This is a genomic window from Micromonospora sp. NPDC005206 (genome assembly GCF_040608175.1).
Taxonomy (GTDB): domain Bacteria; phylum Actinomycetota; class Actinomycetes; order Mycobacteriales; family Micromonosporaceae; genus Micromonospora.
On record NZ_JBEXHU010000003.1, the window covers coordinates 148,593 to 162,021 of the forward strand.

12 protein-coding genes are annotated in these 13,429 nt (G+C 74.3%); 4 read left to right on the forward strand and 8 right to left on the reverse strand.

Features of this window, described 5'->3' with window-relative positions; genetic code table 11:
• A complete protein-coding gene (locus ABZU69_RS04830; RefSeq protein WP_354963075.1) occupies positions 1–504 on the reverse strand; it encodes a DUF1990 domain-containing protein in 504 nt (167 codons plus the stop codon).
• 97 nt (positions 505–601) lie between these two features.
• On the opposite strand from ABZU69_RS04830, the gene ABZU69_RS04835 reads away from it, so the two are divergent.
• A complete protein-coding gene (locus ABZU69_RS04835) occupies positions 602–1,096 on the forward strand; it encodes a GNAT family N-acetyltransferase (protein WP_354963076.1) in 495 nt (164 codons plus the stop codon).
• Here ABZU69_RS04835 and ABZU69_RS04840 read toward each other — a convergent pair.
• Entirely contained in the window at positions 1,071–1,493 is a 423-nt protein-coding gene (locus tag ABZU69_RS04840; protein ID WP_354963077.1) for an SRPBCC family protein, read from the reverse strand. The genes ABZU69_RS04835 and ABZU69_RS04840 overlap by 26 nt on opposite strands.
• A 115-nt stretch (positions 1,494–1,608) precedes the next feature.
• Complete coding sequence (locus tag ABZU69_RS04845) at positions 1,609–1,821, reverse strand: hypothetical protein (protein WP_151490326.1); 213 nt, start codon at positions 1,819–1,821, stop codon at positions 1,609–1,611.
• A 135-nt stretch (positions 1,822–1,956) separates the two neighbouring features.
• Between ABZU69_RS04845 and ABZU69_RS04850 the strand changes: the two genes are divergently transcribed.
• Both ABZU69_RS04850 and ABZU69_RS04855 read left to right on the forward strand, forming a co-directional pair.
• Positions 1,957–3,072 (forward strand): ATP-dependent DNA ligase, encoded by a 1,116-nt coding sequence (locus tag ABZU69_RS04850; RefSeq protein ID WP_354963078.1) that lies wholly within the window; start codon positions 1,957–1,959, stop codon positions 3,070–3,072.
• Positions 3,073–3,130: 58 nt separating this feature from the next.
• Positions 3,131–4,702 (forward strand): alpha/beta hydrolase, encoded by a 1,572-nt coding sequence (locus tag ABZU69_RS04855; protein WP_354963308.1) that lies wholly within the window; start codon positions 3,131–3,133, stop codon positions 4,700–4,702.
• On the opposite strand, the gene ABZU69_RS04860 is transcribed toward ABZU69_RS04855, so the two are convergent.
• The gene (locus tag ABZU69_RS04860) at positions 4,629–5,141 is read right to left on the reverse strand and encodes a potassium channel family protein (protein WP_354963079.1); all 513 of its coding nucleotides are present in this window, start codon (positions 5,139–5,141) and stop codon (positions 4,629–4,631) included. The two genes, ABZU69_RS04855 and ABZU69_RS04860, sit on opposite strands and share 74 nt — an antisense overlap.
• A gap of 74 nt (positions 5,142–5,215) precedes the next feature.
• Between ABZU69_RS04860 and ABZU69_RS04865 the strand changes: the two genes are divergently transcribed.
• Positions 5,216–5,668, forward strand: coding sequence for a GNAT family N-acetyltransferase (locus ABZU69_RS04865; protein ID WP_354963080.1), 453 nt, complete (start codon positions 5,216–5,218; stop codon positions 5,666–5,668).
• Positions 5,669–5,731: 63 nt separating this feature from the next.
• Here ABZU69_RS04865 and ABZU69_RS04870 read toward each other — a convergent pair whose 3' ends face one another.
• From ABZU69_RS04870 to ABZU69_RS04885, 4 genes are read right to left on the reverse strand one after another with little or no spacing between them, the layout of a single operon-like run.
• Positions 5,732–6,490, reverse strand: coding sequence for an ABC transporter ATP-binding protein (locus ABZU69_RS04870; protein WP_354963081.1), 759 nt, complete (start codon positions 6,488–6,490; stop codon positions 5,732–5,734).
• A complete protein-coding gene (locus ABZU69_RS04875) occupies positions 6,487–7,482 on the reverse strand; it encodes an ABC transporter ATP-binding protein (protein WP_354963082.1) in 996 nt (331 codons plus the stop codon). The genes ABZU69_RS04870 and ABZU69_RS04875 overlap by 4 nt, the downstream gene beginning before the upstream one ends.
• A 1-nt stretch (position 7,483) precedes the next feature.
• Positions 7,484–10,189, reverse strand: coding sequence for an FtsX-like permease family protein (locus tag ABZU69_RS04880; protein ID WP_354963083.1), 2,706 nt, complete (start codon positions 10,187–10,189; stop codon positions 7,484–7,486).
• On the reverse strand, positions 10,186–13,368 hold the full coding sequence (locus tag ABZU69_RS04885; RefSeq protein WP_354963084.1) for an ABC transporter permease: 3,183 nt from the start codon (positions 13,366–13,368) through the stop codon (positions 10,186–10,188). The genes ABZU69_RS04880 and ABZU69_RS04885 overlap by 4 nt, the downstream gene beginning before the upstream one ends.
• Positions 13,369–13,429 lie beyond the last annotated feature (61 nt).

Below are 13,429 nucleotides of genomic sequence, written 5' to 3' on the forward strand. Positions count from 1 at the left end.
TCAGCGGCCGGCGCAGAGCCGGCGCAGGGTGCGGCCGAGCCACCAGGCGTACCCGTGCTGCACCGCCCGGACGGCTGGGCCGGCGGCGAGCGTGAACCAGCGGTCCGGGCGGCTGAACGCGCGTACCTCGAACCAGACCGCGCCGGTGTCGTCGCGGCCGACCACGAACGCCTCCTCACCGCGCTCCGGGTGCCCCGCCAGGGTGCCGTAGCCGAAGCCGGCGAGCCGGGGCGAGTCCTCGCTCCAGATCACCCGGCAGGGTCCCCAGATGCGGGCCGGACCGATGCCCAGACCGGCGCTCACCACGACTCCCTCGGTGGCCCGCGGGGCGTCGGTGCGCATCCGCACCCCGGCTTCGCGGTGCAGCCGCCAGCTCAGCACGGCCTCGGCCGCCGCCTCGAAACAGCCGGCCGGTAGCGCGAACCGGTGGCGCAGGTGGTGGTATCCGCCGGGCAGCGGCCCGTGCCGCGTGCGTCCCACCTCCGGGTACGTCAGCTCGGCCACCACTCCCCCTCGTCCTCGTCTCGGACAGGGGCCAGGGTACGGCCGGCGCGGGCGGGCCGCCGGTCGAGGACGGCGGCGGCTGTGGTGTGCTGCCCGGATGAGCGTCGAGGCGAGCATCGTCCCGGCCGGTGTCGCGGACGCCGGCGAGATCCTCACCGTGCAGCGCGCCGCGTACCTGACCGAGGCGCAGCACTACACCGACCCGTTCCTGCCGCCGTTGACCGAGACACTGGACGAGATCGCCGCGGTGCTGGCCGGTCCCATCACCGTCCTCGCCGCCCGGGTGGGGCAGCGGCTGGTCGGCTCGGTGCGGGCCCACCTGGACGGCGACACCGCGCACGTCGGGCGGCTCTCGGTCGCCCCGGACCAGCAGGGCCAGGGTGTCGGCGGACGGCTGCTCACCGCGATCGAGGCGGCCTGCGCCGGCCGGGTGGCCCGGCTCACCCTGTTCACCGGCGCGGACAGCGCCCGCAACCTGCGGCTGTACCAGCGGCACGGCTATCGGATCGTGGCGCACCGGCCGGACCCGAACGGCATCCGGCTGGCGGTGCTGGAGAAGCCGGCGGTCAGCCCTGTTCGCACCGACGCCTGAGCCCGTCGGCCTCCAGCCGCAGATAGCGGCGCAGCAGACCGCCGTAGAGCCAGCCGACCGGCATGGCGAGCGGCCCGGACTGGGTGATGGCCAGCTCGACCCGGGTGGGCCTGCCGGGCAGCGGCAGCAGTCGGTGCTCCGCGCGGGTGCGCACCCCGGGCGTGTCGGAGATCCAGGTGAAGGCATGGTCCTCGGTCAGCTCGGTTACCCGCCAGACCGCCGGCCGCAGCTTCGGCTGGTCCAACCGGACGGTCGCGCCGACGGTGAGCGGCCCCGGCTCCCCCCGCTGGGCCTGGCGTACCGAAGCCGTCCACTCGGGCCACCGCTGCACGTCGACCAGGACCGCCCAGACCCGCTGGGGATCGGCGGCGATCTCCGTGCCGGCTTCAAACCGCATCGCGTCTCCTCCCCGGCGACGCCGCCCGGCGCCGCCGCGCTATGGAGACGAGGCTGCCCGTGGATCGTGACGGTGGCAACCGCCGGCCGGCCCGTGGGGGCGGCGCCGCCGGGAGTCAGGCGGCTTCGTGCAGGTCGGCCAGGCTCAGCGGGGTACGCCGGCGCAACAGTTCCTCCAGCTCGGGCACCGAGCCGACCTCGCCGAGCACGTTCCGGCCGCCGCCGAACCGCTCGGGGTAGCGCCGGGTCAGCCGGTACCGGTAGCGGCCCCGGATCAGCTCCACGCTCACCCGCCACCGCCCGCAGCAGTCACAGACCCACTCGGACATCCCGTGAAACTAGCTCTGACCTGCGGTTATCTGATTCGCCCGGACAGGACGAGCGGCGCGGGGGCGGACACGCCACCCCGCCGCCCACGGTGATCTGCCTCACGACTGTCGGCACCGTCTGATTGACTGGTCGCCGTGGACCTGCCGATCAACCCCCCGGTCGAGCCGATGCTGGCCAAGAGCGTCCCCAAGCTGCCCACCGCGCCCGGGGTGACGTACGAGCCCAAGTGGGACGGGTTCCGGTGCATCGTGTTCCGTGACGGCGACGAGGTGGAGCTGTCCAGCCGGGGCGGCAAGTCGATGACCCGCTACTTCCCGGAGGTGGTCGAGCAGGCCCTCCGGCAGTTGCCCGAGCGGTGCGCGGTCGACGGGGAGCTGATCGTGATCCGGCGGGACGGCCCGGACGGCCAGCCCCGGCTGGATTTCGAGCTGCTGGCCCAGCGCATCCACCCGGCCGCGTCCCGGGTGAAGCTGCTGGCCGAGACCACCCCGGCCGACTTCGTCGCGTTCGACCTGCTGGCCATCGGCGACGAGGCGCTGCTCGACCAGCCCTATCCGCGCCGCCGGGAGCGGCTGGTCGATGCGCTGGCCGGGGTCCGTCCGCCGGTGCACGTCACCCAGGTCACCACCGATCCGGAGACCGCGCGCCGCTGGTTCGACGTCTTCGAGGGCGCCGGGCTGGACGGGTTGATCGTCAAGCCGGCCGACCTTCCGTACGAGCCGGGCAAGCGGCTGATGGCCAAGGTCAAGCACGCCCGCACCGCGGACGCGGTGGTGGCCGGCTTCCGCTGGCACAAGTCCGGTCCGGTGGTCGGCTCGCTGCTGCTCGGCCTCTATGACGACGCGGGGGTGCTGCACCACGTGGGGGTGAGCGCGTCGTTCAGCATGGCTCGGCGGGCCGAGCTTCTCGACGAGCTGGCGCCCTACCGGGACATTGGCGGCGAGCACCCGTGGGTGCACGGCGACCACGAGCGCGGCCAGCGCATCCCGGGCGGGGTGAGCCGGTGGACCGGCACGAAGAACCTGGAGTGGGAGCCGCTGCGCCCGGAGCTGGTGGTCGAGGTGGGCTACGACGCGATGGAGGGCGACCGGTTCCGGCACACCGCACAGTTCGTCCGGTGGCGACCGGACCGCGACCCCCGCTCCTGCCGCTACGACCAGCTCGACCGCCCGATCCGCTTCGACGTGGACCAGGTGCTGCGCGGCGATCCGGCGACCACCGTGGACCGGGCCGCCACCGGCCCGGCGTAGCCTGGCCGTCGACCCGATCCCGGAGGACCACGTGATCCGCACCGCCGACCAGCCTCGGATGGCGACCAGTCGCCGGGTCCGTCGTCGTCTCGCCGCCTTCGCCGTGGCCGCGCTGCTCACCGCCGGCTGCACCCTGCCGGCCTTCGCGCCGCGTACCGAAGTGGAGGGCGAGGCGGCGCCGGCCGGCGGGACGCCGACCTGGCGGGCCTGCCCGGAGGTCGCCGACGAGTTGGTCGGGCGGGGCGCCCCGAACATGCGCTACGAGTGCGCCCGGATTGCGGTGCCGCGCGACTGGGGCACCGGCGGCGGGGCGACCGCCGGGCCGGGCGCGGGGCAGACCTTCGAGATAGCTCTGCTGCGGGCCCGGTCCACGAAGCAGCGGGCCCGGGTCGGCTCGCTGGTAATCAACCCGGGCGGCCCCGGTGGCTCCGGCGTCGACACCGCCGTCTACCTCTCCTTCGGCACCCAGTTCGGCGGGTTGCCCACCACGATCACCGAGCGCTTCGACATCGTCGGCTTCGACCCGCGCGGGGTGAGCCGGTCCAGCCCGGTCAAGTGCATCTCCGACGCCAACCTGGACGCCAGCTTCGGCTACGACCCCGATCCGACCAGCCAGTCCGCGTTCGACGGCTTCGTGGGGCTCAGCCAGCGGATCGGGCGCGGCTGCGGCGACCGGTACGGCGACCAGTTGCCGCTCTACGGCAGCGAGCAGGCCGCCCGGGACATGGACGCGGTCCGCGCCGCCGTGGGCGACGAGAAGCTCACCTACCTGGGCTACTCCTACGGCACGCTGCTCGGCGCCATCTACGCCCAGCTCTACCCGCAGCGGGTGCGGGCGCTGGTCCTGGACGGCGCGGTCGACCCGCGGCAGCGGCTGGTGGCCGGGTCGGAGAGCCAGGCCCGCGGCTTCGAGCGGGCCTTCGGCAACTTCGCCCGCTGGTGCTCCGCCAACGCCGCCCGCTGCCCGATCGCCCCGGACGCGCGCGCCGCCGTCACCACGGCGATCGACAAGGCCCGCGTCTCGCCGGTGCGCGGCGACGACGGGCGGGAGGCCACCGCCGGCTGGGTCTTCTACGCGGTCATCTCCTCGCTCTACACCGAGTCCGGCTGGCAGGAGCTGGCCCGGGCGATCGACCGGCTGGCCAAGGGCGACCCGAAGGACGTGTTCCGGCTCGCCGACGCGTACGCCGGCCGGGGCGACGACGGGCACTACTCGAACCTGTTCGACGCCAACCTCGCCATCAACTGCGCGGACGAGACGGAAAAGCCGAGCCGGGAGCAGATCCGCCAGTTGCAGTCGCAGTGGCGCACGAAGTATCCGCTATTCGGGCCGGCGCTCGCGGTCGGCATGCTGAGCTGCGTCGAGTGGCCGGGCGGGAGGGACGCGTACCCGACCGGCCAGGCGGCCGGCGCGCCGCCGATCGTGGTGGTCGGCACCACCGGCGACCCGGCGACGCCCTATGAGCAGACCGGTCGGCTCGCCTCGATGCTCGGCGTCGGCCGGGTGCTCACCTGGGAGGGTGAGGGGCACACCGCCTACCCGCAGACCTCCTGCATCACCGCCGCGGTCGACGCCTACCTGATCGACCTGACCGTTCCCAGGGAGGGGCTGCGCTGCCCGGCCCGGTGACCGTCCCGGTCCGCGGCAGCGGCGGCAGCTCGATGCCCTGCCGGGCGGCCAACTCCTCCAGCAGCGCCCGCATCCGGCGTACGTCGGCCTTGAGCTGCTCCTGCTCCTCGTGCTCGAAGGCGTCGTCGTCGACGATGAGCCGGCTGGCGAAGTGCGCGGTGATCAGCGGGATGACCAGCAGGACCATGGTCGAGATGAGCAGCGCGGCGAGCGTGCGGCCCGCCCAACTGGTCGGCGAGATGTCGCCGTACCCGACGGTGGACGCGGTCACCACCGCCCACCAGACGGCGTCGGCGGGGCTGCGCTGCTCGACCTCGCCATAGATCACCCCGGCCACCACGATCATCAGCAGGTACGACGTGATCAGGGTGCGCGGCGAGTTCGCGAACCACACCAACGCCCGGTAGATCCAGCGGAACGGCAGCAGCAGGGCTTCCATGCCGCCCATGCTGCCCCGCACCGGCAAGCGGCACCCGACCCATCCGCCGATGTCGTTGTGCCAGGCTCACCGGCATGACCGATGTGATCTACCGCGAGGCCATCCGGGCCGACCTGCCCGCCGTCATCACCCTGCTCGCCGACGACGTCCTGGGCAAGGCCCGCGACTTCACCGAGGTCGACGAGGCGTACGAGCGGGCGTTCGCGGACATCAGCGCCGACCCCCGTAACCAGCTGATCGTCGCCGAGCAGGGCGGCGAGCTGGTCGGGTGCCTTCAGATCACCTACATCCCGGGGCTCGGCCGGCACGGAGCCGAGCGCTCCCTGATCGAGTCGGTCCGGGTCCGCTCCGACCGACGCGGCCAGGGCCTGGGCCGCGATCTGATGACCTGGGCCGTCGACCAGGCCCGGCAGCGCGGCTGTGCCCTGGTGCAGCTCACCACAGACAAGAGCCGCCAGGACGCGCACCGCTTCTACCTGGGCCTTGGCTTCGTGTCCAGCCACGAGGGCATGAAGCTCGCGCTCTGAGGTCCCGACGGTGGTGTCCCGCGCGACGTCAGCCCTCACCCCACGAGGCCACCACCGCCCGGATCACGCCTGGACCAGCTGACCGTCGCGCAGGTTGAGCACCCGGTCGGCGAGGTCGATCAGGGCCGGGTCGTGCGTGGCCACCAGGGCCGTCATGCCACGGGCGTGCACCACCGCGCGAAGCAGGTCCATGATCGACCGACCGGTCTCCGAGTCGAGCTGACCGGTCGGCTCGTCGGCGATCAGCAGGTCCGGCTCGTTGGCCAGCGCGCGGGCCACCGCCACCCGCTGCTGCTGCCCGCCGGAGAGTTCGTACGGTCGCTGCGCCGCATGCCCGCCCAGGCCCACCAGCTCCAGCAGCACCGCGACCCGCTGCTCCCGCTCGGCCGCCGGCACCTGGGCCAGCCGCAGCGGCACGCCCACGTTCTCGGCGGCGGAGAGGATCGGCACCAGCCCGAAGGTCTGGAACACAAAACCGACGGTGCCCCGGCGCAGCTGCAACAGCTCCGCCTCACCCGCCGCGGTCACCTCGTGCCCGGCCACCACCACCTGACCGCTGTCGGGCCGGTCCAGCCCGCCGATGAGGTTCAGCAGCGTGGTCTTGCCGGCGCCGGAGCGGCCCCGGATGGCGACCAGCTCGCCACGGTGGGCGCTGAACGAGACGTCCCGCACCGCGTGCACGGCGTGCTCGCCCCGGCCGAAGGTCCGGCTCACGCCGCTGACCCGGACCACCTCGCCGGGCGCGGACCCGGTCCGCCCGTCGGCCCCGGCCGCACCACCGGGCCAGGCCGCTCCCGCCACCACCATGTTCCGACGGCTCACGCCCGTGCCTCCTGCCCACCCGTGGCCCGGTCACCGGGCCGTACCTGCACATGGTCCGGCTCCAGGTCGAGCCGAACCCGCTCCCGCAGCGCCAACGCGTCGACGAAGGCGGCCGGCAGCTGCATCCGGCCGTTCCGGTCCAGCACCGCGTACTCCTCGCTGACCAGCTCGGTGCTGCCGTCCGCGCCGACGCGCGCGGTCCGGCGTACCTCTGAGGCGGTCCGGCCGTCGCGGATCGCGACGGTCCGGCGGACCTGCGTGGCCACGGCGTGGTCGTGGGTGACCACCACGATGGTCACGCCCAGCTCGGCGTTGATGGTGCGCAGCGCCCCGAAGACCTCGGCGCCGGTCGCCTCGTCCAGCTCTCCGGTCGGCTCGTCGGCGAAGAGCACCTCCGGGTCGTTGGCCACCGCCACCGCCACCGCGCACCGTTGCTGCTCGCCGCCGCTGAGCTGCCCCGGTCGCCGGTCCGCGCAGTACCCCACCCCGACCATGTCGAGAAGCTCCCGGGCTCGTTGCCGCCGGGCCCGCCCGGAGCGCTTGCCCGCGAGCTGCATCGGCAGCTCGACATTCTCCAGCGCGGTCAGGTACGGCAGCAGGTTGCGGCCGGTCTGCTGCCAGACGAACCCGACCAGCTCCCGCCGGTAGCTGAGCCGCCGCTTGGCCGACAGCGCGAGCAGGTCGTAGTCGGCCACCCGGGCGATACCGGCGGTCGGGGTGTCCAGGCCGGACAGGATGTTGAGCAGCGTCGACTTGCCCGAGCCGGAGGCACCGACGATCGCCACCAGCTCACCCCGGTCGATGACCAGGTCGAGCCCCTGCAGGGCGACCACCTCCACCCCCTCGGTCTTGAAGATGCGCACCAGGCCGTCGCAGACGATGTGCCCACGGAGCCGGTCCTGGCCGCCGGCCCGCTCAGCGGCGCGTTGCGCGGCCCGCTGTTGCAGGGCGGCCAGGTCGGGCACCAGTGGAGTCTGGGCGGTAGCGGTCATCTCAGCTCTCCTCTCCGAGCCGAAGCACCTCACCGAGGCGCAACCGGCGGTTGTTCAGGGCTTCGACGGCGACCGCGAAGCCGAGGGCGACCGCCCCGAGCACGAGCACCGCGGCGACCAGGCTGGGTTCGAAGGCCACCCGGACCGGCATACCACTGGTGAACGCGGACAGGCCGAGCACCGGGTTGAGCAGCAGGGGCAGCACCGCGCCGACCAGCGCGCCGGTCAGCACCGACACCGCGACCAGCGGGGTCAATTCGACCAGCAGCAGCCCCCGCCACTGCCGGCGGGACAGGCCGAGGGTACGCAGCCGGGACAGCACCTGGCCCCGGGCTCGCGCACCGGCCAGCACGGTGAACGCGATGGCCAGCAACCCGAGGACGGTGCCGCCGACGGCGCCGGCCACGAACCCGAAGGCCAGTACGCCGTTCGCGCCACCGTTACCGAGATCCCGCCGGACGCCCGCCCGGGTGTCGACGGTGACCCCGATCGGCCGGTCCTTGCCGGTCACCGCCCCGGTGCGCTGGTACCGCTCCTGTCCCTGGTCACCGGCCTGGCGCAGCGCCTCCGGGTCCAACCGGTCGCCGGCGACCAGCAGGCTGGTCGGGACGGGCGTGGTGTTCCGCGCCGGCAGCGCCTGCCAGGGCAGGATGACGAACCGGCCGCTGTTCGACGACAGCAGCGGGAAACTCTCCTCGGTGCCGGCCACCCGGAACTCGTACCGCTCGCCCTGCACCAGGATGAACGCGGAGTGGTCCAGCTTGGCCTTGGCCAGGTCGGCCGCGACCGCCGGGGAGACGATCGCCGGCAGCGGCCCCGGTCCGGGCCGAGCGGTGCGCAGCGCGGCCGGGACCGACAGGTCCACATCGGATTCTCGGGCCACCGTGTCCAGTCCCAAGCCGTCGACCAGCAGCACGGTCGTCTGCGCGACCCGCGCGTCGGTGCCGAGTTCGTCCACCGCAAGTCGCTCATCGGACTCGAACAGCACCCGCGTGACGGCTCGCACCCCCGGCAGACGGCCCAGCTCGTCGACGGTGTCGGGTGCGAAGCGCTCCCCGCGGATCACCGCGTCGGCGGGCACCACCTGCTCGGCGGCCCGTTCCCGGCTCGCGCCGACGCCGGCGGCGACCACCGCGCAGAACGCCGCGGTGCCGATCGCCAGCACCACGACGACCAGCGGGGCGGCGACGGCCGACCGGCCGGCCCGCGCCGTGCCGAGGAAGGCCACGCTGCCCCGGGTCCGCGCGGCCAGCCGGCTGACCAGCAGCAACGGCCAGGGGTACGCCCGCAGCGCGAGCACCGCCGCCGCGACCGCGAGCAGCACCGGCACCGACACCAGCAGCGGGTCCACCTCGCCGAGGGTGAGGCCGCGCCGGCGCAGCAGCACCGCGGCGAGCCCGGCGAGCAGCAGCAGGGAGACCTCGACGGTGAGCCGGCGGGCCGACGGGCGTACCCGGATCAGGTCACGACGGGCCGCCCCACCGGCCGGTACCGCCAGTGTCGCCAGCGGCAGCGCCAGGGTGACCAGGACGGTCGCCGCGGCGGCGTACGGCGCGGTCGGGTCCGGAACGCCGGGGAACAGGGTGCCCAGCCACCAGCCCACCGCGGCGGCTATCGGCACCACCAGCAGTGACTCGGCCAGGCTGCGGCGGGCACCGGCGGTGGCGGCGCCACCGCGGGCCCGCAGCAGAACGAACTCCGAGCGACGCCGCCGGGTGGCGAGGGTGGCCGCGAGCACGATCAGCCCGGCCAGGGTGGCCAGCACGCCGGCCGCGATCACCGCGAGCAGGGTACGGGCGGCGTTGACCTGGGCGGCGAACGCGCGCAGCGGAACATCGACACCCTGGGTCAACGTGAGGCTCGACGGTTTGCTGCGCTGCGTCTCCTGCAGGCCGTCGATCAGCTCATCCACGTGGCGCGCGTCGATCCGGTCGACGCCCAGCCGGTACCGCCAGTCGGACCGCACCGACCAACCGGCCGCAGCCCGCTTGTTGAGGGCCGACTCGGCGATCACACCCACGACGATCAACGGCTGGCCGTCCCCGATCGGTTCGATGATCCGCTGTAGCGGTGGCAGCCCGTCCCAGATGCCGTTCGCAGGGTCGACGGGACGGAACAGCCCGACCACCACCACCGGGGCCGCGTCGGTGAGACCGGTTTGGGTGGCGTTACCGATGCGCAGTTGGCTGCCGGTCCGCAGGTTGAGCTTGCGGGCCACGTCGACGTGGAGCGCCACCTCGATCGGCCGACCGGGGACGTACGTCTCGTTCGGCCACGCCCCCTCGACGAGGGTGCCGGCCTGCTGGATGCCGGGGACGGAACGCAGACTCAGGTCGACCAGCAGTTTGCGGGCTGCCAGGTCGGGGCCGACCAGTCGGGCCGGCGCGACGTCCACGCTGAACCACTGCTCCTCCACCGCCGAGCGCACCGGCGGCGGCATCTGCTCGGCCAAGGCCTCGGACCGTCCACGGGCGTCGGCCATGACCGAATCCACCGGAGAGGCGGTCAGGAACTCGGAGGTGTACGAGAGGTCCCGGCGGGCGGCCGGCTCGCTGTTCAGCTGGGCGCGCAGCCCCTGTTCGGCGAGCCGGTTGACCAGCCGGGGCACCCCGCTGATGAGCAGCGTGACCACCAGGGTCAGCACCGCCAGGAGCAGGAACTGCCCACCGTACGCCCGGACCCGCCGGACGGCCGCGCCGACGCTCATCGTTCTCCCCCGATTCGCAGCTGCACCGCCGCCACCCGCTGTCGGATGCCGGTGGCTATGAACGCGCTGAAGGCGAGCGCCGCCAGCAGCAGACCGACCGCGGTCACGCCGATCGGCACCCAGGGCAGCGCGAACGTCGCCGGGGGAACCGGCCGGCCGGCGGCCGGGGTGAGGATGACCAGCGGGGCCATGGTGGCCCCGACCGCGGCGCCGAGCAGCAGCCCGACCCCCACGCCGATGCCGGCGAGGAAGGTCTGTTCGGCCAGCAGCGCCCGGGCCAGCAGCCGAGGCGTGGCGCCGAGGGTGTGCAGCACCGCGAACTCGCTCAGCCGGCGCCGCGCGGTGGCCCACACGTCCACCATGAGGCCGACCAGGGCGAGGAGCACCGCGCCGAGCGCCGCGGCGAGCATCCCGGTCCGGGACCCGCGCCAGTACGGGTCGTCGGCGGCCGACTCGATGACCGCCTCCCGGTTGAGCACGGTGACGCCCGGCAGCTCGCTGGCCGCTCGGTCGGCGGCCGTCGGGTCGTCGGCGCCGACCCACCACTCCGGTACGGGTCGCACCGCGCCGCCCCGAATCAGCGTGTCGACCGCCGCGGGCAGGTCGAGCAGCACCCCCTCCCCGGTGGTGGCCGGCACGGCGGTCAGCTCACCGACCAGGCGGACCCGGAGCGTCGCCCCGGAGAGCGTCAGGTCGACGGTGTCGCCGACGCTCAGGCTCAGTGCGTCGCGTACCCCGGGGGTCATCAGCACCGGCACGGGCGTGCTGTCGTCGGCCGGCACGACGGCGAACCGGGTGGGCGGCTGGTACGCGAACTCCCCGCCCGGAATCACTTCCACCGCGTTGACCGCGGCGAACCCGGTGGCGGTGGTCACCACCGGCGAGGACTTCTTGCCGGGGACCGTCATCACCCAGTCACCCGTCAGCCCGGCGGGCCGGGTCGTGCCGTCAGTGACGACCACCGTCAACCCGTCCACCTGGAGCCCGTAGGAGTTGCCGGCCGCCCGCCCGCCGTCGGCTTCGAACCCGGCCAGCCGCAGCCGCGCCCCGCCCACGTCGGGCAGTCGCACGGTGAACCGGGTGGCCGCGCCAGCACTGTCGGAGTCGGCTACCGGCAGCCGCAGGGCGAGCCCGTTGGAGCTGGTGACCAGCAGCGACACCGCGACCCGGAGCGGCTGTTCGGCCCTGCTCACCGGGGTGCGGACCGTGCCGGTGATCGCGCGGGCGTCGGCGGGCAACTCGATGCCCGCGGGCTCCCCCCGCGCCCCGACCATCCGCTTGTACTGGTCCGACACCGGTTCGTCGCTCAGCCGGTCGGCGAGTCGGACGACGCCGGGGGCGCTGGCGGGGTCAACGCCGATCACGGTGACCGGCAGGTCCTCCCGGCCGACCCGCGTCTCGTCCCGCCACGCCGGCAACACCCGGTCCACGCCCGGCAGCGCGGAGAGTTGACCGGCGCGGCTCGGCGGGGCTGACCCGGTCCGTTCGGTCACCCGCAGGTCGGCGCCGACCGTGTGACTGGCCTGCTCAACCTGGGACCGTTCCCCCGTGCTGATCAGGGACCAGGCCAAAGTGCTGCCGCCGACGGCGAGGGCGAGGAGCAGCACCGGGCCGGCGTGTGGACGCCGACCGGCCTGCCACATGCCGAACATGGTGGCCGTCCAGGGCCGTCGGTCGACGAACCGCTCGGCGAACCGCGTGAGCGGCGGGAGCACCCGCAACGCCAGCACGGCGCCGGCCAGCACGCCGAGCGTGGGGGCGGCGATCAACAGCGGGTCGAGCCCGAGCCGGCCACCCGAGCCGGCCAGCGGGGAGGCGTACCGGCGCAGCTGCACCCAGGCGAGCACGGCGAGCGCAACCAGCACCAGGTCGACGCTGGCCCGCTGGACGCTCGCGGCCCGGTTCGGCCGCGACCGGGCGGCCATGTCCGCCACGTACGTGCCGGCGCTGCGCAGCGCCGGAAGAACCATGGCGACCAGGCAGCCGGCCGCGGCGGCCGCGGCGGCCGCCCAGACCAGGGTGGTGTTACCGCCGGCGGTGGAGAGTTCCGCCGACCCGCCGGGCCGGATGTACCGCAGCGCCTCACCGGCGATCAGCGGGCCGAGCACGGCGGCCGGGGCGACCACCAGGGTCGCCTCGCGGGCGGCCAGGCCGGCCAACTGCCGGCGAGCGGCGCCACGGGCGCGCAGCAGCGCGGTCTGCGAGCGGCGATCCTCGTGCAGCAGGGCCGCGACCAGCACCAGCGCGTACCCGCCGAGCACCAGGATGAGCAGCAGCGGGGTGGCGAGCGATGAGCGGCCCACCAGGTCGGCGCGGGCGATCCGGTCCAGCAGCAGTTCCATCTTGGTCACCGCCTGCCCGGAGCTGCCCAGTTGAGCGGCCTCGGGCACCGCCGTGGTGGCCTCGGTGAGGGCTTTCCGCATGGCCGGCAGGTCGGCGGCGTCGACGCCGCCGAGGTCCGGTTCGGCCAGCCAGGACGCCGACACCGAGCCCGGGAAGGTGGCCGCGAAGTCAGCCGGGTCGAGCGCGAACGGCCCGTACGAGGTGGTGGATCCGACGCCGCCCTCCCCCACTCCGGGGGCCAGGAGCCAGTACGCGTCTGTCGGGTCGCGGGGCCGCCAGGTGCCGGCGACCACGAGTTCGCCGCGCTGTTCGGTCGACCGGTCGCGCACCGGGACGCGTTCGCCGACACTCAGGCCCAGCTGGCCGGCGACCCGCTCGGGGAGGCTCACCTGGATCGGGTTCGCCCCGGGCCGGGGCCACGCCCCGCTGGTCAGCTCCGCGTGCCCGGCCAGGTCGTCGAACGTGGCCACATTCGCGAAGATGGGCTCGTCGTCGGTGCGGGGCACGGGTCCGAGGTCGCCGGTCAACTCCCGGCCGGTGCCGTACCGGGCCGCGGCGACGGTGACCGGGACGCCGGCGAACCCGCCGTCGAATCCGGCCCGCACGGCCTCGTCCCGGGCGGCGAACTCGGCGGCGTCGCGCCCACCGGAGCCGCTGACCAGCAGGCCGCGCTCCTCGGCCGGCGAGGCTGCCACCAGCGCCCGCTGCCCGGCGTCCACCGCGCGGCGGTTGTAGTCGGAAAGGCCGGTGACCAACACGACGGCGACCAGGGCGGCGATCACCGCGGCAACCAGCAGACCGCGCGCCTCGCGGGCCCGCCTCCACACCAACTTCATCCGACGCCTCCCCTGGCCCTGGCGGGCCGACGACCATCAAGACAGGTCATCTACCGGGAAA

Bases quoted from the DNA above. Each gene is read 5' to 3' on its own strand.
- ABZU69_RS04835 (WP_354963076.1), top strand. From the start codon at position 602: ATGAGCGTCGAGGCGAGCATCGTCCCGGCCGGTGTCGCGGACGCCGGC.
- ABZU69_RS04840 (WP_354963077.1), bottom strand. From the start codon at position 1,493: ATGCGGTTTGAAGCCGGCACGGAGATCGCCGCCGATCCCCAGCGGGTC.
- ABZU69_RS04845 (WP_151490326.1), bottom strand. From the start codon at position 1,821: ATGTCCGAGTGGGTCTGTGACTGCTGCGGGCGGTGGCGGGTGAGCGTG.
- ABZU69_RS04855 (WP_354963308.1), top strand. From the start codon at position 3,131: ATGGCGACCAGTCGCCGGGTCCGTCGTCGTCTCGCCGCCTTCGCCGTG.
- ABZU69_RS04860 (WP_354963079.1), bottom strand. From the start codon at position 5,141: ATGGAAGCCCTGCTGCTGCCGTTCCGCTGGATCTACCGGGCGTTGGTG.
- ABZU69_RS04865 (WP_354963080.1), top strand. From the start codon at position 5,216: ATGACCGATGTGATCTACCGCGAGGCCATCCGGGCCGACCTGCCCGCC.
- ABZU69_RS04875 (WP_354963082.1), bottom strand. From the start codon at position 7,482: ATGACCGCTACCGCCCAGACTCCACTGGTGCCCGACCTGGCCGCCCTG.
- ABZU69_RS04880 (WP_354963083.1), bottom strand. From the start codon at position 10,189: ATGAGCGTCGGCGCGGCCGTCCGGCGGGTCCGGGCGTACGGTGGGCAG.
- ABZU69_RS04885 (WP_354963084.1), bottom strand. From the start codon at position 13,368: ATGAAGTTGGTGTGGAGGCGGGCCCGCGAGGCGCGCGGTCTGCTGGTT.